A 23,295-nucleotide genomic window follows, 5' to 3' on the forward strand; every position below is an offset into this window, starting at 1 on the left:
GTCGTACAGGTCTGCGATCGGCTTTAAGCAGACGCAGCCCGCGATGCATCGGCAATCGATAATTTCGCGTTGTCGACATTCGCAGGCTTTTTCGTCATGATTTTCAGCACGCGCGCCAAAGTGTCTGGAATATCGTGGCGCTTGACCACCATATCCACCATGCCATGCTCCAGCAGATATTCCGAGGTCTGGAAGCCTTCTGGCAGCTTTTCACGAATGGTCTGCTCGATCACGCGCTTGCCAGCAAAGCAGATTTCAGCACCTGGCTCCGCCATATGCAAATCACCCAGCATAGCGTAGGACGCGGTCACGCCGCCCGTTGTCGGATTGGTCAGCACCACAATATAGGGCAGGCCTGCTTCTTTCAGCATATTGACCACAACGGTTGTGCGGGGCAACTGCATCAAAGACAAAATGCCTTCCTGCATGCGCGCCCCGCCAGAGGCCGGGAACATCACTAAGGGGCATTTTTCAGCGATAGCGCGCTCAAAAGCCTTGATGATGGCTTCGCCTGCGGCAATGCCGAGCGATCCGCCCATGAAGTTGAACTCGTGCACCACAGCCACCAGCTTCAGGCCCTGAACGGTGCCAACGCCAGCCACAATTGTGTCTTCCTGCTCGGTCTTGGTGCGGCTGTCTTTCAGGCGATCCGCATATTTTTTGGAATCGCGAAATTTCAGCGGGTCTTGCGCCACTTTGGGCTGGACCAGCGCTTCAAATTGGCCGCCATCAAATAGATCGGCCAACCGCGCCTTGGCGGGCATTTTCATATGATAGCCCGAAGCCGGGATCACCCACTTGTTTTGCTCGAGATCTTTATGAAAGACCATCTCCCCGGTTTCGGGGCATTTGATCCAAAGATTTTCGGGCACATCGCGGCGACCCAACATGGAATTGATGCGCGGACGAACGTAATTTGTGAGCCAATTCACTGAAAACACTCCTGGCTGGCGCAATTCCTCGGGGGCCGAAGTGACTTTCCCGACACTGAACTGCTTTAAATCGACAATGTGGGGAGCGGTATCATTTGATACCCTTCCCCACGGAACCCAAGGGCGAGAACTATTCAGCGGCCGCTAGGCGGGCGGTATGCACGCCGCTGGCCAGACCACGCACCAGCGTGACCACCGATTGCACCGTATCTGCTGTTGCCTTGTCGTCCTTGGTCAGGCTCAGGGCCACCTGATTGACAATAGCCGTGCCCACAACAACGCCATCGGCATTAGCCCCGATCAGCCTTGCGTGTTCAGCGGTTTTAACACCAAAACCAACGCAGATCGGCAGATCGGTATGGGCCTTGATGCGCTGTACGGCACCGGCCACCTTGGACGGATCCGGCAAGGCCGAGCCGGTAATGCCATTCATCGACACATAATAAACGAAGCCGGAGGTGTTTTGCAGCACTTTCGGCAGGCGCTTTTCATCTGTGGTTGGCGTCGCCAGACGGATGAAGTTGATGTCGCGCGAACGGGCAGGCAGGCACAGCTCATCATCCATTTCAGGCGGCAGATCCACCACGATCAAGCCGTCAATGCCAGCTTCCAGCGCGTCATCGAGAAACTTTTCAACGCCGTAGATATAGATGGGGTTATAATAGCCCATCAGCACAATCGGTGTTGCCTGATCATGCTCGCGGAATTTGCGCGCCATATCCAGCGTCTTGATCAGGGTCTGGCCCGCTTTCAACGAACGCTGCCCGGCCAGCTGAATGGCAGGGCCATCGGCCATCGGATCCGAAAAGGGCATGCCCAGCTCGATCACGTCAGAGCCAGCGGCAGGAAGCGCTTTCATGATCTCAAGCGAAGTGTCGAAATCCGGATCGCCACCCATAAAATAGGTAACGAGGGCCGGACGGCCCTCAGCCTTCAGGTCGGCAAACCGTTTGTCCATACGCTGTGTCATATCACAACCCCATTCCCAGAATTTTGCCGACGGTGAAGATGTCTTTGTCGCCGCGACCGCAGAGGTTCATCAAGATGATCTCATCCTTGCCCATCTTTGGCGCACGCTTCATCACTTCGGCCAAAGCATGGCTTGGTTCAAGGGCTGGAATGATGCCCTCGGTGCGGGTCAGAAGCTGGAAGGCTTCCAGTGCTTCCGTATCCATGATCGGCACATATTCCACCCGGCCAAGGTCTTTCAACCACGAATGCTCCGGGCCAATGCCGGGATAATCCAGACCGGCCGAGATGGAATGACCATCCTTGATCTGACCGTCAGCATCTTGCAGCAGATAGGTGCGGTTGCCATGCAAAACGCCAGGCGAGCCCGCTGTCAAGGATGCGCAATGTTCATTGCCGTCAAGCCCCTTGCCGCCCGCTTCAACACCTACCATGCGAACGCTCTTGTCGTCGAGGAAGGGATGGAACAGGCCAATGGCGTTGGAGCCACCGCCAACAGCGGCGATCAGCATATCGGGCAAGCGGCCTTCAACCTGCAACATCTGCTCGCGGGCTTCCGCGCCGATCACCGATTGGAACTCGCGAACCATTTCCGGATAGGGATGCGGACCTGCGGCTGTGCCAATCATATAATAGGTGTCATCGACATTGGTGACCCAATCGCGCAGAGCTTCGTTCATGGCATCTTTCAGCGTGCCATGACCAGAGGAAACGGGGCGCACTTCTGCGCCCAAGAGCTTCATGCGGAACACATTCGGAGCCTGACGCTCGACGTCCGTTGCACCCATATAGACAATGCAAGGCAGGCCAAAGCGGGCCGCCACCGTGGCCGAGGCCACGCCATGCTGACCGGCACCGGTTTCAGCAATGATGCGGGTCTTGCCCATGCGCTTGGCAAGCAGGATCTGGCCAAGGCAATTGTTGATTTTGTGCGAACCGGTGTGGTTCAGCTCATCGCGCTTGAAATAAATCTTGGCACCGCCAAGCTCAGCCGTCAGGCGTTCAGCAAAATACAGCGGGCTTGGGCGCCCGGTATAATGGGTGTTGAGGTGATCCAGTTCGGCCTTGAAGGTTGGATCGGTCTTGGCCTTATCCCATTCTGCCTGAAGATCAAGGATCAGCGGCATCAAGGTTTCGGCCACGAAGCGGCCGCCAAAAATGCCGAAACGGCCATCTTCATCCGGACCTTCCCGGAAGGAATTGGGGATTGGGTTCTGGTTCACTTTGCACTCCCTGTCGTCCGCTCTGAAGCCAGCTGGACGCTTTTAAAGAATTCTTCCATCCGTGCGAGATCTTTCACACCCGGAGCACTTTCCACGCCAGAGGAAACATCCAAGCCGCGTGCGCCCGTTTCTTTCAAAGCTTGCGCCACATTGTCCTTATGCAGCCCACCCGAAAGCATGTAATCGATATCTGCGTCAAGATTTTGCAGCAGACGCCAATCAAATGTCACGCCATTGCCACCGGGCAGCTCTGATCCTTCCGGCGCTTTGGCATCAAACAAAAAGCGATCGACAATCCCTATATAGGGATCAATGCGTTTTAGATCACCCGGCTCGCGAATAGAAAGGACTTTCATCACCGGAATGCCATAGAGCGCCTTGATGGTCAGCACCTGTTCCGGTGTCTCATGGCCGTGAAATTGCAGGATATCGGGCTTGAGCAGATAAACGATGTCATCAAGATCATCATTGTCTGCATCCACGGTCACGGCCACAATTTTAGCGCGGCCACGGGCCTTTTCGGCGATGCGCCCGGCAATATCAGGCTCGATATTGCGTGGGCTCTTTTCAAAGAAGATGAAGCCCACATGGGTTGCCCCAAGGCTGACCGCCTTCTCCACGGCCTCGCTGGTCTTCAATCCGCAAATTTTGACATCTGGTTTCATGGTGCCGAAGTGACATGAAATCGATTGCGAGTCGAGCCAAATTGCAAATAGGAAGGTGCCTGAGAGGCGAAAAAGTCAATCGAAATCGATGGCGTGCAATTCAGAGCCATGGCGCTTCAACCAGGACTTCGCCTCTTCCATGCCGGGACACAGGCTTTTGCACAGCGCCCAGAATTGCGGACCGTGATTCATTTCCTTCAGATGCGCAACCTCATGGGCGGCCAGATAATCAATCACCTCCGGCGGTGCCATGACAATGCGCCAGGAAAAACTCAAATTCCCTTCCCAGGAGCACGATCCCCAGCGGCTGCGGGTGTCTTTCATCGTCAAGCTTTTGGCACGCTTGCCCAAGCGTCCGGTATGAATGGCCACCAGCCGATCCAGATCCAGCCGTGCTTCCTTTTTGAGAAAGGTCGAGAGCCTGCGGCCCAAATGCTCTTCATGGCCACTCACCCGGATCACCGGCTCACCATCCAGCATCACCGCTTCGGTAATGCCGCGCAATTGACCTGTTGGCACAATGCGGTGATCAACCCCGCGCAGCGCGAGTGTGCCCCCTGCCCTCACCTTGGCATCACCCGAATATTTAGAGAGTTTCACTTCCAGCCAACCGCGATGGCGATCCAGAAAATCGGCCACATCGGCTTCGCGCACCCCCTTCGGAATGGTCATTTTGAGCGCACGGCCACCCGGCTCAATGCGCAGCGTGATGCGCGTGGCGCGCAGGTTTTCGCGAATGGCAAGCGGCACCACACGCCCGGCCACATGCAATTCGCGGCTTTCCGGCGTCTTTGGCTTTTTCAAAGCCCGTGTCGGTTTTCGCAAAAACTGGGGAAACATCTGGGCCTTTTATCGTGCTCGCCGTCGCTTTTGCTCCTGTCGCGGAGCGTCAATCACTGTGCTTGGTAGTGCAAGTTCTGCCGGGTTGGCAAGAAATTTCCCGGCGCAAGCACCATGCGCCGCACGAACTCTTCGAAGTGAGAGCGCATAAAAAAGACCGCCATTGGGACATGCCGGTCTCTTAAAGATCATCACAATGATCTTGCTATTTGCTGCGGTTGAGATTGCGATCCTGCATGAAGCGATCAAACTCTTCCTGATCTTTTGCCCGGCGAAGCTCGCGCATATAGCTGGAAAATTCATCGCGCATCTCATCAAGCTTGCGCTGTTCTTCCTGCAGACGCGCCAATTCGGCTTTACGCCAATCGTCAAACGCCACATTGCCGCTTTCGCGCATCGGCGAAGCACCCGGCGTTTTCCAACCACGGCATTTGGAAACCAAATCATCAACCGATAGGTTGGCGGCTTCCTTGAAGGTATTGAAACGGTCACCGAAGAGAATATAGGCAAGCATGGCAAGGCCAAGTGGCCAAAAAACCACGAAACCGAGCACCATCAACGCTACTGTCGCGGGCGTCCAATCGGGCCGCAGCAATGCTGACTGATTCATGTTCATCATCCTCATGTCTGCCGGCAGCACCATGCTGCCGGTATGATCGAGATGGGAATGATCGGCTCTGCCTTCAAGCCGCTGGATATGTCAATCGGCTAACATACTCAAAAGAGGCGCTTAAATCGCCTCCCCTCTCAGGCAGATTTGCCGCCCTTGATCACCCGCTTGACCGGGCTGGATTGCGGCCTTGCGGCAGGCGTGGAGTGCTCCTTGGCGAAGGCCACGATGCGCGGCGCAATTTCCTTGCGGAAACGCGAACCGTTGAACACACCGTAATGACCAACATCGGGCTGCATGTAATGCATCCGCTTGTCGTCTGGCAAATTGGTGCAAAGGGTTTGTGCTGCCTTGGTCTGGCCAACACCAGAGATGTCGTCGTTCTCACCTTCAACGGTGAGCAGCGCGACATTGCGGATTGCGGAGCAATCCACCGGCTTGTCCCGATGCATCATTTCGCCCTTTGGCAGCGCATGCTGCATAAACACGGTTTCGACTGTCTGCAGATAAAACTCCGCCGTCAGGTCCATAACCGCCAGATATTCATCATAGAAGTCGCGGTGCTTTTCTGCCGGATCTCCGTCATTCTTGATGAGATTCATGTAGAAATCTTTTTGCGCGGTCATATGCCGGTCAAGGTTCATCGACATGAAGCCGGACAGCTGCAAGAAGCCCGGATAGACCGGCCGCATGAAACCCGGCTGCGGCCAAGGCACATCCATGATGACGTTTTCCTTGAACCATTCGATCGGCTTGTTCTTGGCCAGCTCATTCACCGCCGTTGGGTTGATGCGCGTATCAATCGGCCCACCCATCAGCGTCATTGAGGACGGGGCCAGCGGATCGCTGTCTGCTTCCATGCGCGCAACAGCAGCCAGCACCGGCACAGATGGCTGGCAGACCGCCACAATATTGGTGCGCGGACCAAGATGATGCACCATCTCGATCACGTAATCGATATAATCATCGAGATCAAACAGGCCATCGGTCAGCGGCACCATGCGGGCATCCACCCAATCGGTGATGTAAACCTCGGCATGGGGCAAAAGTGCTTCGACCGTTCCACGCAACAGCGTGGCATAGTGGCCGGACATCGGGGCCGTGATCAGGATTTTCGGATCATCTGGCCGAACTGATGGGAGCGCTCTCTTGAAGTGAATGAGATTGCAAAAGGGCTTGGACCAGGTGATTTCCTCAGTCACCTTGACCGGTGAGCCATCAATCGTGGTGGTGGCAAGACCAAATTGCGGTTTGCCATAGCGGCGTGTGCTGCGCTCAAACACTTCGAAGCTGGCAGCCACAGTGCGGCCAATCACCGTGTGAGACAAGGGATTGAGAGGATTGCCAAAGGCGAGGCGCATGGCATCTGCGGTTGCCCGCAAAGGAGCCATGGCTGCATGATTCATTTCATAGAGTTGATAGAACATAGACTTGATTGCCTTTTTGGTTTGCTTCTATCCATCCCACCGACAACGATCAGTGGGCCCGTAACGTTCCACAAAGAGTTCATGCCAGACAATCAACACACATATAGCCTGACGTTTAACCAGCCTCTCGGCTCTTGTTCATGGTCACCATGGCATAAAAGCGTTTATTTTTTCTACAAGATATGCGGGAAAAGCGAAAACCGGCTTTTCTGACAGGACGAGGACAAACACAAACACGCTTTTCAAAATGCTTGCGCGGCCTGACGTTCTTTTACCAAGGTGAGGTGCTGCTGACACAGCCTTGCCTTGAAGACATTACGAATACCAAGAGCCATTTTCAATTTCTCTTGATAGAAGTGGTGGTGCAGCATCTAAAGCACGACCTATTTTACTGGATGCACGAGAGCCGCGCATTGTGCTTTTTTCGTGCAGATGCGCAGCGTCCAATTGCTCGCAGTTGAACGTGACCGCTTTAGCGTCTTGTTCCTGCCGCGCCTACGTTCTATCTCAAGGGAGCGAAAAGAACGTCAGTTCACTCAATCCATTTTGAACAAAAGGCAGATCGAACCATGACAAGCAGCAATAACCGTACAGCCAGCAAAAGCATCAACCCAATCTTCCTCGATCGTTGGTCTCCCCGTGCTTTTACCGGCGAAACCATGAGCCAAGATACGCTGCTGACCATTCTCGAGGCTGGTCATTGGGCACCGTCCGCGTTTAATTATCAGCCTTGGCGCTTTATCTATGCGCTCAAGGGCACTGCGAATTTTGATGCCTTGCTCAGCACCTTGATTGAATTCAACCAAGGTTGGGCCAAGAATGCGTCGGCCTTGGCGTTTATTGTGTCGGACACTTTGAGCCGCCCAGCCGATGGCGGTGAGGCAAAGCCATCGCGCAGCCACAGTTTTGATGCCGGTGCTGCCTGGGGCTATATCGCGCTTCAGGCTCTTCATCTGGGCTACCATGCCCATGGCATGACCGGTGTGGATTTTGACAAGGCCGCCAGCACCATCAATCTGCCGGAAGGCTTCCACATTGAAGCGGCCGTGGCGATTGGCAAGATGGGCGATAAATCGATCCTGCCAGAAGGCCTGCAGGCCAAGGAAGTACCAAACAGCCGCAAGCCGCTGGATGAAGTGGCTTTTGAGGGGCGTTTCGCTTAACCCCTCCCCTGACAATGTTTCACGTGAATCACGTTAAGATCATCATAACCATGTTTCACGTGAAAACAGAGAGTTTGTCAGGTAAAAGTGGTTACCGGTTTTCCCGAAAAGACAAACTCAAAAAAGGAACGAAGAGTCCGTCAGGTTCAAAAGGAACCTGACGGACTCTTCGGATAAAAAAAAAGGCCGCACCTGGATCAAGTGCGGCCTTTTTTCAATTGAGTTGAATGGGTCAAATATCGAGATTGGCGACGTTCAACGCATTTTCCTGAATGAAGTCGCGCCGTGGCTCAACCTCATCGCCCATCAGGCGTGAGAACAAGCTGTCAGCGTCCGTCGCATCAGGAACGCGAACCTGCAACAGCGAGCGCACATTCGGATCCAGCGTGGTTTCCCACAGCTGTTCGGCGTTCATTTCGCCCAGGCCTTTATAGCGCTGCATCGACAGGCCCTTGCGGCCGAAGGTGAAGACGGCATCCAAAAGACTGCGCGGACCGGAAATTGATTGCTGACCATCCTTGCGGCTCAACACCGGCGGCTGGCCGTAAATATCGTTGAGGCGGCTTGAGAGCTGATCAATATGGCGGGCATCGGCCGAGCCAATCAGCGCCACATCCAATGTTGCCACTTCCTTGACGCCGCGCACCATGCGCTCAAATCGCAAACCGCCCTGGTCATTGACGTGGCCAGTCCAGCCGCGCTCGGTTTCATCCGCAATCAAATCCAGACGGCGCGCCACTTCAGCGGCGGTCTGTTCGGCCAGCGCCCGGTTGGCCGTCAATTCATGGTTCAGCGCACCAACAATGGCGGCCTGCTCAACCACGCTGCGGCTGTAGCGTGAGTGCAAACCATCAATCAGGCTGCGCAGACGAAGGGCATCCTGCACCACTTCGCGCAGATCCTGGCCGGTGCGCACTTCGCCGCTGCCAAGCTTAAGAGCGGCATCATCGAGACCCATGCCAATCAGATATTCTTCAAAGGCTTTTTCGTCCTTCAAATACTGCACCGACTTGCCGCGCGTCACTTTATACAGTGGTGGCTGAGCAATGTAGATATGGCCGCGTTCAATCAATTCCGGCATCTGGCGGAAGAAGAAGGTGAGCAACAAGGTTCTGATATGCGCGCCGTCCACGTCAGCATCGGTCATGATGATGATCTTGTGGTAGCGCAGCTTGTCAGCGTTGAACTCGTCCTTGCCAATCGATGTGCCAAGCGCGGTGATCAACGTGCCGATTTCCTGACTGGACAGCATCTTGTCAAAGCGTGCGCGCTCGACATTGAGGATCTTACCACGCAGCGGCAAAATTGCCTGTGTTTCACGCGAACGACCTTGCTTTGCAGAACCACCAGCGGAGTCACCCTCGACGAGGAAGACTTCGGATTTGGCCGGATCGCGCTCGGAGCAATCGGCCAGCTTGCCGGGCAGCGATGCAATATCAAGCGCGCCTTTACGGCGGGTCAATTCACGGGCCTTACGAGCCGCTTCGCGGGCCGCAGCCGCTTCAACCACCTTGCCGACCAGAATTTTGGCTTCCGTGGGATGCTCTTCAAACCATGTGCTCAAAGCTTCATTGACGAGGCTTTCAACAACCGGCCGCACTTCCGACGACACCAGCTTGTCCTTGGTCTGGGACGAGAATTTCGGATCTGGCACTTTCACTGACAAAACTGCTGTCAGGCCTTCGCGGCAATCTTCGCCCTGAAGCGTCACCTTTTCCTTTTTGGTGATGCCGGAGCTTTCACCATAGGAAATAATCTGCCGGGTCAAAGCACCGCGGAAACCGGCCATATGGGTGCCGCCGTCGCGCTGGGGAATGTTATTGGTAAAGCACAGCACATTTTCATGATAGCTGTCGTTCCACCACATCGCCACTTCAACGGTGATGCCGTCTTTTTCGCCCTTGATGGCAACTGGCTTGGTCACAAGCGGCTTTTTGGCGCGGTCTAGATACTGCACAAAGGCTTCCAGGCCGCCATCATAGACCATTTCTTCGACGCGAATGTCTGACTTGCGCTTGTCGGTCAACAGAATGTGGACGCCGGAGTTGAGGAAGGCGAGTTCGCGCAGGCGATGCTCCAGCGTTCCAAAATCAAACTCGGTTTTGGTAAAGGTCTCTTCGCTGGGCAGGAAGGTGAGTTCCGTGCCAGAGCGACCTTCATAAGTGCCAGTCACTGCCAGCGGGCCATCGGCCACGCCATGGGTAAAGGTGATTTCATGCACCTTGCCGCTGCGGCGGATTTTAAGCGACAGTTTGACCGACAGCGCGTTCACCACCGACACGCCCACACCGTGCAGACCACCAGACACCTTATAGGAGTTCTGGTCGAACTTGCCGCCGGCGTGCAGCTGGGTCATGATCACTTCGGCGGCGGAGATGCCCTCGCCCGTGTGAATATCGGTTGGAATGCCGCGGCCATTATCCGTGACTGTGACTGAGCCATCAGCGTTCAGCGTCACCGTGACAATGTCGGCATGACCGGCCAGCGCTTCATCGATAGCGTTATCGACAACTTCGTAGACCATGTGATGCAGACCGGAGCCGTCATCCGTGTCGCCAATATACATGCCCGGCCGCTTGCGAACAGCGTCAAGGCCTTTTAGAACCTTGATGGAGTCGGCGCCATAGGCATCACTTGCGGCATTGGCGGCAGTTTCAGCTTCGGTCAGTTCAGTCATTCAGCGATCTTTCCAGTGTCAGACAGTGAAATCTGCAAAAAGGCAAATTGCACAACAGGTGCGAATCACGCACTTATACAAATTTGACTATAGGGATTTTATGGCCAGTTCCAAACCGTAGCGTCCAATTACGGCAGGATTTCAGGGGATTTCATCGCCCCTTCTCCACTTTTTTCAAAACGGTATTGAGTTCTTCTATCACATCCGGTGGCAGGGTGCGAATCATCCGTGCAAGTGTGTTGGCAAATGCCGTGTAACTGGCGGGCAAACCGGCAGTATCCACCGTGATTTTCGGATGCGAAACCCCGGCGACCGCAAACAGCGCATCGGCTTCATCCCAGATAATATTGAAATAGCCAGCAATGCGTTGCAGCATATCAAAGGTGGGTGCGCCACGGCGCCCGTGTTCCAGCGCCGAAAGATAGGCAGGGGTCACCCCCAGCGCCTGCGCCATCTCTTTCTGGCTGACGCCTTTTCGTTCGCGTAACACCCGCACAGCCTCACCAAAGGGCGTCATGTGCCCTCCCGGCCATGACGCGACAGGCGAACATACAACGCACCCTCGCCGCCATGATGCGGTGCTGCGACTTCATGCGAGGAAATCAGATAGCGAAATTCTGCCTTGGAGAACCACAAAGGCACGGCCCGTTTTAACGCGCCTTCGCTGCCCATCGAGCTGCCCTTGCCGGTGATAATCAACACATGGCGCAAGCCCCGCTCATGAGCACGAATAAGAAAGCCCAGCAACATGCCGTGGGCCTCGCTTTGGATCATCCCGTGCAAATCAATCCGCGCTTCCAGCTTCAGCTTGCCGCGCGACAGCTTGCGCTTCACCGGGCGCTCAAACGGATGGTGAAAACCGGATGGTTTCTTGATCTCTGGTTTGGCCGCCGAGCTTTCAAGGGCAGCCTTAGTGAGCGACACGCTGGTGCCCTGCTCTTCGCCTTTTTCAAACTCGGCAAAGGCCTCTTCAAACGCTGTCAACTCCTCCATCCGACCAGCCATAGGCCGGGTGGAGCGCGCAACCTTGCCCCAGAGAATGCGATCTTCTGCACTGATCTTGTCATTGCTCACGACGAGATAAACCTTGCTGCCGCCTGCTTTGGGATCAGTATATAGAAATCTGCATCATTGCGCACCGCCCCCGCAAGATCGCCGGCATCGTCCCCAGAGCCGGTGAAAATATCGCCGCGCGCCGGGCCAACAATGGCCGAGCCGGTGTCGAGCGCCAGCATGAGCCGCGAAAACGGCTTTCCCCCATCAAGACGGGTGAGGGTTTTGGCGTGAATGAAGAACGGAAATCCAAATGTATGGATCAACCGGTCCACAGCCAGAGAGCGCCCCGCCACAAGCGGCACTTTTGCCGCAGCAATGGGTCCACGCGTGCGGTCTTCAACCTGCGCTTCCTTGAAGAAAATATAGGAAGGATTGTGCCACAGCACCTCGTTGACCTGATCGGGGTGATCGGCAAGCCAGGCGCGAATGGACTGCATCGACATGGCTTCCAGCGGAATTTCACCGCGATCCAGCAGCAATTTTCCAATGCCCGAAAAGGCATGTCCGGCTTTGGCGGCATAGGTGATGCGCCCTAACCGTCCGTCCGTATAGCGCAATCGAGCTGCACCCTGCACATGCACAAAAAACACATCGACGATGGATTTCGCCCAGGCAATTTCCAGCCCCCGACCTTCCAGCGCCCCTTGGTCAATGGCTTTGCGATCCGGGTAAAGACCAATCCCGTACTGATCTTGCAGACCAAAAGCATAGGATGGGTCCATATCCGCAGGCCGGTTGGCATCATTCACATCAATCAGATCATCGGGCCTGCGGTAAAATGGATATTTGAAAACCGCGTCCTTCTGATCCGCAACATCAATCTCCGGCTCATAAAACGCCGTCACGAACCCTGCCTGACCATCGGTACGGTTGATGCGAAACGGCTTGCATTCTACCTCAAAAAACCGCCGCATGGCTTGCGCATCAGCGGCCGCAAAATTTGAGGCCTTCGTCAACAGGGGCCGCAAATCGTCGGCTGTCAGCCCCAAGCCACCTGGGCGGTATGGCTTCCCCGTCTCAAGATAGGTCAAACAATCGGCCATTGCCGGAAGCAGCGGGCGCGGATCATCCGCCTGCCACCCCGGCAGGTCGGTGAAATCCATAGGCTCAAGCGTGAAAGACGGATCGGACATCATTGCTCGGATTCGGTGGCAATCAACTTCCAGTTCGGATCCCGCGAGCGCGTGTCGCGCGCAAAGGTCCAGATGTCATTGACCTCAACCACGGCTTCCGCGTCGCCATCGATCAGCGTGCCCATCTTGTCATAGGTGGCCGAAATCAAATGGCTGAACAGACGCACGGTGATCTGCTCTTCATTGCCTTTCACGCCAGCCGAGGTGATTTCGGCTTTTTCAATCCCGACAAAGGTGAATTTCATCACCGAGCCACTGCGCTCGCGCTCGGAAATGGCGGCATCAAAGCCATCATAAACCTCAGCTGACAACAGGCCCTTGAGCGTTGCGCGATCACCGGAGGCAAAGGCAGTCACAATCATCTCATAGGCAGCACGAGCACCGTTGAGAAATTCCTTGGGCGTAAAGGACGGATCAACCTGCGCCAGTTCGCGCAATTGCTGGTTCAAGGGTGTGCCAGCCGGGCTGAAAGCATCAATGGCGGCAAACCGGTCTTCTGCTTCAGAGCGCGCCAGCGTAACCACCCGATCCTCATCACTGGGACCGGCACTGTCTTTTGCCCGTTCGCCAAAAATATCGGCAGGCGGCTTTTCATTGCCGGTGCGACGCCCCAAAACGCTGCGCAATTGCCAGAAGATCACCACCGCAGCGACCAGAAAAAAGAGAGTCACAAAATCATTGGAATTCATCGACTGTTGCACCGCTGTTTAAATTGAAGCTTTCACACACCATATAGTCTGCATACACCCTTCATTCAAATAGCAGATGATAATCTTTGGGCCTAAATGCCACATTCACAGGAGACCTTATGCGAATACCAGCCATAATCCTGCTTCTTTTACCCTTAGCGGAGATTGCAGGCTTCGTTTTGGTCGGACAGTGGCTGGGTGTTTTAACCACACTGGCACTGGTTCTTGCCTCATCCGTGCTTGGTCTCCTGGTGCTGAAAAGCAATGGTGTCAGCCTTGCCCAACGTTTGCGCCGTCCGCAGAGCGATACGCCAGAAGAAACGGTAAAGACCCTGGTGGATGGAACAGCTCAGGTGGTTGGCGGCATTTTGCTACTGGTGCCGGGCTTCATCACCGATATTGTCGGTCTTTTGCTGCTGGTGCCGCTGGTGCGCACAACATTGTGGGGGTTTATCAAAACCCGCATTGTCACCGTGCGCACGCGCAGCGATTTTCAGTGGCGTGAAGGGCAATCCCGTCCAAGTTCCAAAGACACCGTGGTTGATTTGGATGCGGAAGAATACAGCCGTCATGACCCCAACACACCATCCCCATGGAAACAGCTGCCGAAAGACGATCGCTAAACATTATGGGAAAACCGGTGATCCGCTTTCTCTGACAATCTTCAACGCGAGGCTGAAAGCCTTGTAACGGCAGTCTTGAAATGCTAGATGCCGACAGCAACCAAAAAGCCTTGAGGAACCCCAATGGCCAATGAAAACAGCACCGGGGCGAGCCCGTCCCTGAATATTCTCGCGCAATATATCAAGGATCTTTCCTTTGAAAATCCGGGCGCGCCACACTCGCTTCAGGCCAGAGACAAGGCCCCGTCGATCAACATCAATGTCAATGTCAACGCCAATCCACTGTCTGAAAATGACTTTGACGTTGTCTTGACCCTGAACGCCGAAGCCCGCGATGGCGATAAGGTGGTTTTTGCAACCGAGTTGGTTTACGGCGGCGTTTTCCGCATCGAAGGCTTCCCGCAGGAACACATGCTGCCCGTGCTCTTCATCGAGTGCCCGCGCCTTCTGTTCCCGTTTGCCCGCCAGATCATTGCCGACGCAACCCGCAACGGCGGCTTCCCGCCCTTGATGATCGATCCTATCGATTTCGCACAAATGTTCACACAGCGTTTTGCTGAAGAGCAGGCCCGCGAAGCAGCAAACACCAGCGTCAACTAAAATTCGCCGGAAAACCGCTCAAGCGATTTCCCGTTTATAAAAAACCCGGATACTGCGATCGGCAGATCCGGGTTTTTTAGTGTCTGATGACAAGGGGGCGTTATTCGCCGGGTAAATACTGGCCCCAAAGCGCCTTTGAGCCCAATCGTTTCACCAGTCCCTGATGGCCTTCGCGCTCTTCCTCCGTCACGCGGGGTGGCAAAGGTGTCGGGCGAAGCGCAATTTCGACCTTCACATCATCGCGTCTGGAACTGCCCTGCTCTCGCGATCCCGATTGCTCGAGACCAAAGGTCGCCTGACGGCCACCGAGCATTTCGATGTAAACTTCCGCCAGAATTTCAGAGTCGAGCAAGGCGCCGTGCTTTGTCCGATGGGAATTGTCGATACCGTAACGACGACACAAAGCATCCAGCGAGTTTGGCCCCATCGGGTTTTTGCGGCGCGCCAGCGCCAAGGTATCCACCACCAGATCATTGGAAATTGGCGGCTTGCCCAGTCGATCCAGCTCGGCATTGATGAAGCCCATATCGAAGTTCGCATTATGGGCCACCCATTTTGCGCCTTCGAAAAAGGCCAGAAACTCATCAACAATGTCGGAGAACGGCGGCTTGTCTTTCAAAAATGCATCGGTAATGCCGTGCACTGCCAAGGCATCGGGATGCACCGGCCGATCACCGGGATTGATATAGACATGAAATGTACGCCCGGTCGGGAAATGGTTGAACAGTTCAACGCCACCAATTTCGATCACCCGATCAATCTTGCTCTCGAGACCGGTTGTTTCCGTATCAAAAATGATTTCCCGCATTATTCATCCTCCAGCCATGGCACATCCGCTTCAAGGCGAAGCGCCTGCACGATGTCTTTCACTTGCGCCTGGGCTATCTCAAGTCCAAATCCGGTCTCGACCACAAAATCAGCGCGAGCACGCTTTTCCTCGTCGGGCATTTGCCGTGCCAATACCATAGCCAGCTTCTCTTCTGTCCAGCCGGGTCTTGCCAACACCCGCTCACGCTGGGTTTCGGCATCGCAACTGACCACGACAACCTTGTCCAGCTGCTTTTGGCCGCCGGTTTCAAACAGAAGCGGAATATCAAAAGCCACGAGATCGGCACCTGCCAGTTCCTGATCTTCCAGAAAGGCCTGCTGTTTGCGCCGCACCAACGGATGCACAATGGCTTCCAGCGCCTTCATCTTATCCGGATTCTGAGCCAGAGTCTGACTAAGAACAGTGCGATCCACCACGCCGTCAACAATCGCTTCCGGAAAGACCGCGCCGATCGGCTCAACCGCCTCATGGCGATAAAGTTCGTGAACGGCGGCGTCCGCATCATAGACGGGAACCCCCTCCTGACGGAAAAAATCCGCCGTGGTGGTTTTTCCCATGCCAATAGATCCTGTCAGTCCCAGCCGGATCATGATGCCTCCAGATCGACAATGATCAACTGCCGCAATTCATCTGTCACCTCTGGTCGCACACCAAACCATTTTTCAAAACCCGGCACAGCCTGGTGCAGTAACATGCCAAGACCATCCACCGTTGCAAATCCTGCCTCACGGGCACGGCGCAACAACTCGGTTTCGAGAGGCACGTAGACAATATCTGTGACCACCGCATCTGCTGCCAGTTTTTCCCAGGCGATCGTCGGAAAAGCCTCGCTGTCTGCGTTTGACGCTTTCGACATTCCAAGCGAGGTGGTGTTGATCAACAGGCCCGCACCTTGCAAAACGTCGTTCAAGGCATCGAATCCGTGCCCCTCAACCGAGGGTCCAAAGCGCGTTGCCAGATCCTGCGCTTTTTCTTTTGTGCGATTGACCACATGGATTTTGGCAATGCCCCGATTGCGGATCGCTTGAATAATGGCGCGGCTGGCGCCACCTGCCCCCAACACCACGGCGCAGTCTGTGTTGTCCCAGCCCGGTTGTTGCTGGTCAAGATTGGCAATGAAGCCATAGCCATCGGTGTTGGTGGCATGGAGTGCGCCATTTTCCAGCCAAAGCGTGTTTGCGGCACCCAATTCTTCAGCCAAGGCGTCAGGATAGTCGGCCAATTGATAGGCGGATTCCTTATGCGGAATCGTCACATTTCCACCTTGATAGCCGGAGTCAGATCTAAGCAATTTCGATAGAAAACCCGCAAAGTCTACAGGCTCAACGGCAAGTTTTTCATAACCGCCCGAAATGCCATGCTGCTTCAGCCAGTAGCCATGGATCATGGGTGAGCGTGAATGGGTTATTGGATAGCCAACAACAAACGCATGTTTCATTTTCGTTTCACGTGAATCATGCATGAAGAACACCCAACTCCCGGAGTTTTTCCAGCAACGGAAAAAGCGGAACCCCAATAATGGTGAAATAGTCGCCGTTGACCTTCGAAAACAGCTGAACGCCCATTCCCTCGATTTGGTAACCGCCAACGCTTTTCAGAATTTTGTCGCCAACTTTATCCAGATAATCATCCAGAAACTTCTCGCTAAACATCCGCACAGACATTTGTGCCTCACTCACATGGGACCAGATGATCTCGCCATCTTTCGCAAACGCCAGTGAGCTGTTGAGCACATGGGTCGCACCCCGCAAGCTGAGAAGCTGTGCCCTTGCCTGCGTCAAATCTTTGGGCTTGTGATAAACCGTCTCTCCAAGCGCCATGACCTGATCACCGCCGAGAACCAAAGCACCCATCTGCTTTCTGCTCACCGCCAGCGCTTTTTCGCGGCCCAATATATCCGCAAGCTGCAAAGGCGATAAAGACTGATGTTCTGCCCGCGCCTCAATTTCGCGCTCGTCAATATCGGGCGCTGCTGTGGTGAATTCCAACCCTGCCTGTTGCAACAACTGCTTACGAAAAGGGCTGGTGGATGCCAGCACGAGGGGTAGAACCATAACAGCCTCGAAACGTTAAAAACCTGAATTTGGCTTAGCGCAGCTTGCTGCGCAGAGCAACGATTGCGGCCGCCGTCTCTTCAATTGAACGGCGCGTGACATCAATAATCGGCCAATTGTGGCGCGCGCACAGCATTCGCGCATATTTCAGCTCTTCGGCAATGGTGGCGCGATCTGTGTAACCGCTCATATCCAGCCCCGAAACTGTGCCCAGCTCACGATGACCACGCACCTGCGAAATCCGGTCCGATGTGGCAATCAGCCCCACGATCAGAGGCGTGCTGGCGCTCAGCAAACTTGCGGGCAAAGGAACACCGGGAACAATGGGAATATTGGCGGTCTTGATGCCCCGATTGGCAAGATAGATGCTGGTGGGTGTTTTGGATGTGCGGCTGATGCCCACCAAAACCACATCAGCCTGATCATAATCATCCGTCATCTGGCCGTCATCATGATCCATCGTGTAGTTCAAGGCTTCAATGCGGGCGAAATAATCGGCGTTCATCACATGCTGCGCGCCAACCCGCCTGCGTGCCAGCGGGCCGAGATAGGTTTGAAAGGTGCCAATAATCGGCTCCATCACATTGACACTCGGCACGCCAATTTCCACACAGCGCTTATCAAGGAAATCAGCCAGCTCCGGATCAACGATTGTGTAGAGAACAATGCCTGGTTCTTTATCGATGGCGCTCAGCACAGCGTCGGCCTGTTTGCGGTTTCGCACCAGCGGATAGACATGCTCAATCGGGCTGGCGTGCAGAAATTGCACCGCAGCGGCGCGCCCCGCCGAGATCAGCGTTTCTCCTGTTGAGTCAGAAATCAAGTGAAGATGAAAGAAGTTTTTGCGGTTCTCCACGTTATCCTGCCCCCTCTGTTGATAAGCTTGTACAAAAGCAGGTAGCGTCGGGAAGCGATTTTAGGCAAGTGGAAAACCCCCAAGTTGTCCACAGAAGTCACCCGTCGGGACCAAGTTTCTACCGGCCTGTGGATAGAGTTTGACGCCGCACGTTTCAAATCAGTCATACCCAGCTTATCCACAGGGTGGTTCATCCAGAAAGCGCAAATCAATTCTTTGATTTTTCGAGATTTTTTTGAACCATTCCCATTGTTCTTCCAATGAGACAATATGCCATTCCACAGTGTGGATATAATCCCATAACATGGCCGCGATTTGTGGATAGTCTTTAACCCGTGCTAATCACAGACTCTTAGAAATAGAAGAAAAAAGATTCTCTCTTTTATAATTTGAAAGGTACGGATGTGAGCGTCGAAAACCGTAAGATCTTGAAGGTGCTCCAAGGCGAAACCCTGTCTCCGCCACCCATCTGGCTCATGCGTCAGGCTGGCCGATACCTTCCCGAGTATAGAGAAACGCGCAAAGTCGCCGGAAGTTTCCTCGATCTCTGTTATTCTCCAGAACTTGCCACTGAAGTCACCTTGCAGCCGATCCGCCGCTATGGCTTTGATGCGGCCATTCTGTTTTCTGATATTCTGGTCATTCCAGACGCATTAAAGCGCAATGTCACCTTCAGCGAAGGTGTCGGCCCTGAGATGACGCCCATTACGGCCGATGAGATTTATGCGCTTTCGATCAACTCGGTCTTTCCGCACCTGAACCCGGTTCTAGACACCGTTGAGAAGCTCAGAGCCACCCTCCCCCATAATACCACCCTGCTGGGCTTCTGTGGCGCTCCCTGGACGGTGGCGACCTATATGATTGCCGGTCATGGTACGCCCGATCAGGCCCCGGCCCGTTTGTTTGCCTATCGCGAACGGCAGGCATTTTTACGACTCCTGGATATTCTGGCGGATCTGTCGGCAGAATATCTTATGGGTCAGCTGGAAGCGGGCGCGGATGCTGTTCAGATTTTCGATTCCTGGGCAGGTGTTCTTGGCGAAGATGAGTTCGCTGATTTTTGCGTCGCGCCGGTCAAGCGCATTGTCGATACAGTGCGTGCCCGCCGTCCGGACGCCAAAATCATTGCCTTTGCCAAGGGTGCCGGCATTTTGTTGAAAGACTATGCGCGCAAAACCGGCGCGGATGCCATTGGTCTTGATTGGAGCGTGCCGCTGTCGTTCGCAGCGGATCTTCAAAAAGAAAGCCCGGTGCAGGGCAATCTCGATCCCATGCTGATGATCGCCAGTGGCCAACCGATGAAGGATGGTGCCAGCCGCATTTTGGATCGGCTTGGCAATGGCCCGCTGATTTTCAATCTCGGCCATGGCATTACCCCTCAGGCTTTGCCGGAAACAGTCAGCGAGCTGGTGCGCCACGTGCGTGGGGAGACGGCGTGAGATGAGTGAGAGCCAAAAGAGCGCAAAGGTCGGAAAAAAAGCGCAAACTCGCGCGGTGATAGCCCTGTTGATATTTTGCGCAATCGGGCTGTGGTTGTTTTGGCTGGGTCCGGATGAGGCCTATCTCTGGATCAAAGCGCTTCATATTATTGCGGTGATGTCTTGGATGGCCGGGCTTTTGTATATGCCCCGGCTGTTCATTTATCACTCCGATGCGCCCAAAGGATCGGTGCAGGCAGAGACGTTTGCGGTGATGGAAAGGCGGCTGATGAATGTCATTATGCGGCCAGCCATGGCGATTTCATGGATACTGGGCCTGTATATGGCCTCTGCTTTTTTTCATTTTCAAGGCGGATGGTTGCATGCCAAGATCGCAGCCGTTCTGGCACTGACCTTGGTGAACGAATATTTCGGCAAAAGCGCCAAAGCTTTCGCCAGAGGCGATTATGTAAAAACCCCGCGCTTTTGGCGGGCAATGAATGAAATACCCACAGTGCTGATGATCGTCATTGTGGTTCTCGTGGTGGTCAAACCCTTTTAATTGAGGGGGACAGGTCGGAGATTTTGGTTATTTTGCGCTGAAATCGCCGTGTCCCCTTGCGGCGCAGTCTGGTTTTGGCTATTTTCGCCACACAATTCTTCGAGGCATGCATATCACGTTCTTATCGGTCCACCCGAGAGGGCCGAATTTCCCCCGCACGCCCTTCCCCAAACCGATAGATTATGGTCCCCTTCATGGCTGAAATGAAGCTACAAGAACTTAAAAGCAAATCGCCAACCGATTTGCTGGCCTTCGCTGAATCGCTTGAGGTCGAAAACGCCTCCATTATGCGCAAACAGGAATTGATGTTTGCAATTTTGAAAATGCTGGCGGCTCAGGACGTCGAGATCATCGGTCAGGGCGTGGTTGAAGTTCTTCAGGATGGCTTTGGATTTTTGCGCTCGGCAAATGCCAACTATCTGCCGGGTCCAGATGATATTTACATCTCTCCCTCCCAGTTGCGCCGCTTCTCACTGAAGACGGGCGACACGGTTGAGGGTCCGATCCGGGGTCCCAAGGAAGGCGAACGCTATTTCGCCCTTCTCAAGGTCAACACCATCAATTTTGAAGATCCGGAAAAAATCCGGCACAAGGTTCACTTCGACAATCTCACACCGCTCTATCCGAATGAGCGGTTCAAGATGGAGTTGGAAAATCCAACCACCAAGGATCTTTCCGCCCGTGTGATTGATTTGATTGCTCCGCTCGGCAAAGGCCAGCGCGGCCTGATTGTGGCACCGCCACGCACCGGTAAAACGGTTCTTTTGCAAAACATCGCTCATTCCATCACTGCCAATCATCCGGAATGCTACTTGATCGTGCTGCTGATTGATGAGCGGCCGGAAGAAGTCACGGATATGCAGCGCTCCGTGCGTGGCGAGGTTGTCTCCTCGACCTTTGACGAACCCGCCGTGCGCCACGTGCAAGTTGCCGAAATGGTGATTGAAAAGGCCAAGCGCCTGGTGGAACATGGACGTGATGTTGTCATTCTGCTCGATTCCATCACCCGCCTCGGCCGCGCCTACAACACTGTTGTTCCATCATCGGGTAAAGTTTTGACCGGTGGTGTTGACGCCAACGCCCTGCAACGCCCCAAGCGCTTCTTCGGTGCGGCGCGTAATATTGAAGAAGGCGGATCGCTGACCATCATTGCCACGGCCTTGATCGATACGGGCAGCCGTATGGACGAAGTGATCTTTGAAGAGTTCAAGGGCACAGGCAACTCGGAAATCGTTCTCGATCGCAAGGTTGCCGACAAGCGCATCTTCCCATCAATGGATATTCTGAAATCCGGCACGCGTAAGGAAGATCTGCTGGTACCGCGTCAGGATCTGCAGAAGATTTTTGTTCTTCGCCGAATTCTCGCGCCAATGGGCACCACCGATGCCATTGAATTCCTGATCGACAAGTTGAAGCAGACCAAGACCAACGGCGATTTCTTCGAATCGATGAATACATAAAGTAAGCCGGATTCTTTTTTACGACAAATGACCTCTGGTTTGAAAAAACTGGAGGTCTTTTCGTTTATCTGGATAGAGATTCGGTCCGAGAATTGAGGACCGAGAGCGCAATACAGATGACGCAACGAAATAGCGGTGTGATCTGATGCGGTTGGAAATGAGGATGCCTATGGCAGGTGATACAATTTTTGCTTTGTCCACGGGAGCTCTTCCCTGCGGCGTTGCCGTCATACGTCTCTCAGGATCATCCGTGCAAGACGTGCTTCGCGCCGTATGCGGCACACTTCCCTCGCCGCGCGTTGCAGCATTGAAATCGATTCGGGACCGTGACGGTCAAACCATTGACCGCGGACTGGTGTTGTTTTTTCCAGGCCCCGCCTCCTTCACGGGCGAGGATTGTGCAGAATTTCATGTTCATGGCAGTCGTGCGGTTGTCGCCTCTCTGTTGTCGCGGCTGAGTGATGAAGCCAATTGCCGCATGGCTGAGGCCGGTGAATTCTCCAGACGCGCGTTTGAAAACGGAAAACTGGATCTTGTTGAGATCGAAGGTCTGGCTGATCTTCTGGCTGCTGAAACCGAAATGCAACGGCGGCAGGCCATGCAACAAGCCGATGGCAAAGCGACAGCGCTCTACAATGGTTGGCGGGAACGTCTGATCTACTGCCGCGCCATGATCGAGGCCGATCTGGATTTTTCAGATGAGGGAGATATTCCGGGGTCTGTTGCTCCCATTGTCTGGAAGGAATTGTCGGCCTTGCGGCAATCCATCCATGAGGCCAGTCTTGATGAACGTCGTGGCGAGATTATTCGCGACGGGTTTAACGTGGTGATTGCCGGTCGTCCAAACGCTGGCAAGTCCAGCCTGCTGAATGCTTTGGCCGGGCGCGACGTTGCAATTGTGACGCATTACGCCGGCACCACCCGCGATATCCTTCAATGCGACATTGACCTTGAAGGTTACGTCGTTCGCCTGTATGACACCGCCGGTATTCGCGAGACTGAGGAAGAAGTCGAGCAAGAAGGCATTCGTCGCGCTCTTCGCAAGATAGAAGAGGCTGACCTTGTTCTCTTGCTTGAAGATTTGTCGTCAGAGCGGGCGGATAGTGCAAAAGGATTCGTTTCGGTTCCGTATCTATCCATTGGAACAAAAGCTGATCTGATTGAAGCTGAAACTCAGTCTGATCGATTCGATTTGATGCTATCCAGCCAACGAGCAAGTGACATTGAATCGCTCAGAACGCTTCTCCTAAAAACGATTCGGAACCGTATCGGTTCGGGAGAATCGATTATTCCGAGCCGCCAAAGACATATTCAATGTCTTCGACAGGCGCTGGATTATATCGACAGCGCGCTGGATAGCCGCTTTGGTCTGGAAATACGCGCGGACTATCTGCGCTTGGCGTCAGATAGCTTGGGTCGGTTGATTGGTCGAGTCGATACCGAAACATTATTGGGCAAGATTTTCTCTGAATTTTGCGTTGGAAAATGACTCACGTGAAACATTGGTGA

The 23,295-nt window shown here is 54.3% G+C and carries 24 protein-coding genes; 7 read left to right on the plus strand and 17 right to left on the minus strand.

Features of this window, described 5'->3' with window-relative positions:
- Window positions 1–23: 23 nt before the first annotated feature.
- The 7 genes from accD to BJF95_RS20175 all read right to left on the minus strand — a co-directional run bounded on the left by accD (window position 24) and on the right by BJF95_RS20175 (window position 6,666).
- Window positions 24–932 carry an acetyl-CoA carboxylase, carboxyltransferase subunit beta gene (gene accD / locus BJF95_RS20145; RefSeq protein WP_075641602.1) on the minus strand — a complete coding sequence of 303 codons (909 nt, stop codon included), beginning with the start codon at window positions 930–932 and terminating at the stop codon, window positions 24–26.
- A gap of 130 nt (window positions 933–1,062) precedes the next feature.
- Window positions 1,063–1,902, minus strand: coding sequence for a tryptophan synthase subunit alpha (gene trpA / locus BJF95_RS20150; protein ID WP_075641290.1), 840 nt, complete (start codon window positions 1,900–1,902; stop codon window positions 1,063–1,065).
- 1 nt (window position 1,903) lies between these two features.
- Window positions 1,904–3,124 carry a tryptophan synthase subunit beta gene (gene trpB, locus BJF95_RS20155; RefSeq protein ID WP_075641291.1) on the minus strand — a complete coding sequence of 407 codons (1,221 nt, stop codon included), beginning with the start codon at window positions 3,122–3,124 and terminating at the stop codon, window positions 1,904–1,906.
- A complete protein-coding gene (locus BJF95_RS20160; RefSeq protein ID WP_075641292.1) occupies window positions 3,121–3,789 on the minus strand; it encodes a phosphoribosylanthranilate isomerase in 669 nt (222 codons plus the stop codon). The genes trpB and BJF95_RS20160 overlap by 4 nt, the downstream gene beginning before the upstream one ends.
- Before the next feature lie 75 nt (window positions 3,790–3,864).
- Entirely contained in the window at window positions 3,865–4,629 is a 765-nt protein-coding gene (locus BJF95_RS20165) for a M48 family metallopeptidase (protein WP_075641293.1), read from the minus strand.
- A gap of 205 nt (window positions 4,630–4,834) precedes the next feature.
- Window positions 4,835–5,272 (minus strand): DUF2852 domain-containing protein, encoded by a 438-nt coding sequence (locus BJF95_RS20170; protein WP_425348715.1) that lies wholly within the window; start codon window positions 5,270–5,272, stop codon window positions 4,835–4,837.
- Between the two features lie 104 nt (window positions 5,273–5,376).
- Entirely contained in the window at window positions 5,377–6,666 is a 1,290-nt protein-coding gene (locus BJF95_RS20175; protein WP_075641294.1) for a polyhydroxyalkanoate depolymerase, read from the minus strand.
- Between the two features lie 569 nt (window positions 6,667–7,235).
- Here BJF95_RS20175 and BJF95_RS20185 point away from each other — a divergent pair.
- A complete protein-coding gene (locus BJF95_RS20185) occupies window positions 7,236–7,829 on the plus strand; it encodes a nitroreductase family protein (protein ID WP_075641296.1) in 594 nt (197 codons plus the stop codon).
- A 232-nt stretch (window positions 7,830–8,061) separates the two neighbouring features.
- Here the strand turns inward: BJF95_RS20185 and gyrB are convergent, their stop codons facing one another.
- From gyrB to BJF95_RS20210, 5 genes are all read right to left on the minus strand, one after another.
- Window positions 8,062–10,506, minus strand: a complete 2,445-nt coding sequence (gene gyrB, locus BJF95_RS20190; protein ID WP_075641297.1) for a DNA topoisomerase (ATP-hydrolyzing) subunit B — start codon at window positions 10,504–10,506, stop codon at window positions 8,062–8,064.
- A gap of 151 nt (window positions 10,507–10,657) precedes the next feature.
- The gene (locus tag BJF95_RS20195) at window positions 10,658–11,023 is read right to left on the minus strand and encodes a helix-turn-helix domain-containing protein (protein WP_075641298.1); all 366 of its coding nucleotides are present in this window, start codon (window positions 11,021–11,023) and stop codon (window positions 10,658–10,660) included.
- Window positions 11,020–11,511 carry a Smr/MutS family protein gene (locus tag BJF95_RS20200; protein ID WP_083638939.1) on the minus strand — a complete coding sequence of 164 codons (492 nt, stop codon included), beginning with the start codon at window positions 11,509–11,511 and terminating at the stop codon, window positions 11,020–11,022. Before BJF95_RS20200 ends, BJF95_RS20195 begins: the two co-directional genes overlap by 4 nt.
- Before the next feature lie 65 nt (window positions 11,512–11,576).
- Window positions 11,577–12,695, minus strand: coding sequence for a murein transglycosylase A (gene mltA / locus BJF95_RS20205; RefSeq protein ID WP_075641604.1), 1,119 nt, complete (start codon window positions 12,693–12,695; stop codon window positions 11,577–11,579).
- On the minus strand, window positions 12,695–13,384 hold the full coding sequence (locus tag BJF95_RS20210; RefSeq protein WP_075641300.1) for a Tim44/TimA family putative adaptor protein: 690 nt from the start codon (window positions 13,382–13,384) through the stop codon (window positions 12,695–12,697). Before BJF95_RS20210 ends, mltA begins: the two co-directional genes overlap by 1 nt.
- 119 nt (window positions 13,385–13,503) lie before the next feature.
- On the opposite strand from BJF95_RS20210, the gene BJF95_RS20215 reads away from it, so the two are divergent.
- Together BJF95_RS20215 and secB are read left to right on the plus strand one after the other, a co-directional pair.
- A complete protein-coding gene (locus tag BJF95_RS20215) occupies window positions 13,504–14,007 on the plus strand; it encodes an FxsA family protein (RefSeq protein ID WP_075641301.1) in 504 nt (167 codons plus the stop codon).
- Window positions 14,008–14,130: 123 nt separating this feature from the next.
- Window positions 14,131–14,607 (plus strand): protein-export chaperone SecB, encoded by a 477-nt coding sequence (gene secB, locus BJF95_RS20220; RefSeq protein WP_075641302.1) that lies wholly within the window; start codon window positions 14,131–14,133, stop codon window positions 14,605–14,607.
- A gap of 100 nt (window positions 14,608–14,707) precedes the next feature.
- Here the strand turns inward: secB and dnaQ are convergent, their stop codons facing one another.
- The 5 genes from dnaQ to BJF95_RS20245 are packed head-to-tail and all read right to left on the minus strand — an operon-like array spanning window position 14,708 to window position 18,346.
- Window positions 14,708–15,415, minus strand: coding sequence for a DNA polymerase III subunit epsilon (gene dnaQ, locus BJF95_RS20225; RefSeq protein ID WP_075641303.1), 708 nt, complete (start codon window positions 15,413–15,415; stop codon window positions 14,708–14,710).
- Window positions 15,415–16,026: a dephospho-CoA kinase gene (gene coaE, locus BJF95_RS20230; RefSeq protein ID WP_075641304.1), complete on the minus strand. Its 612-nt coding sequence runs from the start codon at window positions 16,024–16,026 to the stop codon at window positions 15,415–15,417. The genes dnaQ and coaE overlap by 1 nt, the downstream gene beginning before the upstream one ends.
- A complete protein-coding gene (locus BJF95_RS20235) occupies window positions 16,023–16,898 on the minus strand; it encodes a shikimate dehydrogenase (protein WP_075641305.1) in 876 nt (291 codons plus the stop codon). Before BJF95_RS20235 ends, coaE begins: the two co-directional genes overlap by 4 nt.
- Window positions 16,891–17,490: a Maf family protein gene (locus tag BJF95_RS20240; protein ID WP_075641306.1), complete on the minus strand. Its 600-nt coding sequence runs from the start codon at window positions 17,488–17,490 to the stop codon at window positions 16,891–16,893. Before BJF95_RS20240 ends, BJF95_RS20235 begins: the two co-directional genes overlap by 8 nt.
- Window positions 17,491–17,524: 34 nt before the next feature.
- Window positions 17,525–18,346, minus strand: coding sequence for a pyruvate, water dikinase regulatory protein (locus tag BJF95_RS20245; protein WP_075641307.1), 822 nt, complete (start codon window positions 18,344–18,346; stop codon window positions 17,525–17,527).
- Between the two features lie 404 nt (window positions 18,347–18,750).
- Between BJF95_RS20245 and hemE the strand changes: the two genes are divergently transcribed.
- The 4 genes from hemE to mnmE all read left to right on the plus strand — a co-directional run bounded on the left by hemE (window position 18,751) and on the right by mnmE (window position 23,275).
- Complete coding sequence (gene hemE, locus BJF95_RS20250; RefSeq protein WP_075641308.1) at window positions 18,751–19,785, plus strand: uroporphyrinogen decarboxylase; 1,035 nt, start codon at window positions 18,751–18,753, stop codon at window positions 19,783–19,785.
- A 1-nt stretch (window position 19,786) separates the two neighbouring features.
- The gene (gene hemJ, locus BJF95_RS20255) at window positions 19,787–20,326 is read left to right on the plus strand and encodes a protoporphyrinogen oxidase HemJ (protein ID WP_075641309.1); all 540 of its coding nucleotides are present in this window, start codon (window positions 19,787–19,789) and stop codon (window positions 20,324–20,326) included.
- Between the two features lie 194 nt (window positions 20,327–20,520).
- Complete coding sequence (gene rho / locus BJF95_RS20260) at window positions 20,521–21,786, plus strand: transcription termination factor Rho (RefSeq protein ID WP_139317581.1); 1,266 nt, start codon at window positions 20,521–20,523, stop codon at window positions 21,784–21,786.
- A 163-nt stretch (window positions 21,787–21,949) separates the two neighbouring features.
- Window positions 21,950–23,275 (plus strand): tRNA uridine-5-carboxymethylaminomethyl(34) synthesis GTPase MnmE, encoded by a 1,326-nt coding sequence (gene mnmE, locus BJF95_RS20265; RefSeq protein ID WP_175577299.1) that lies wholly within the window; start codon window positions 21,950–21,952, stop codon window positions 23,273–23,275.
- Window positions 23,276–23,295 lie beyond the last annotated feature (20 nt).

The organism is Rhizobium oryziradicis, from assembly GCF_001939045.1.
GTDB lineage: Bacteria > Pseudomonadota > Alphaproteobacteria > Rhizobiales > Rhizobiaceae > Allorhizobium > Allorhizobium oryziradicis.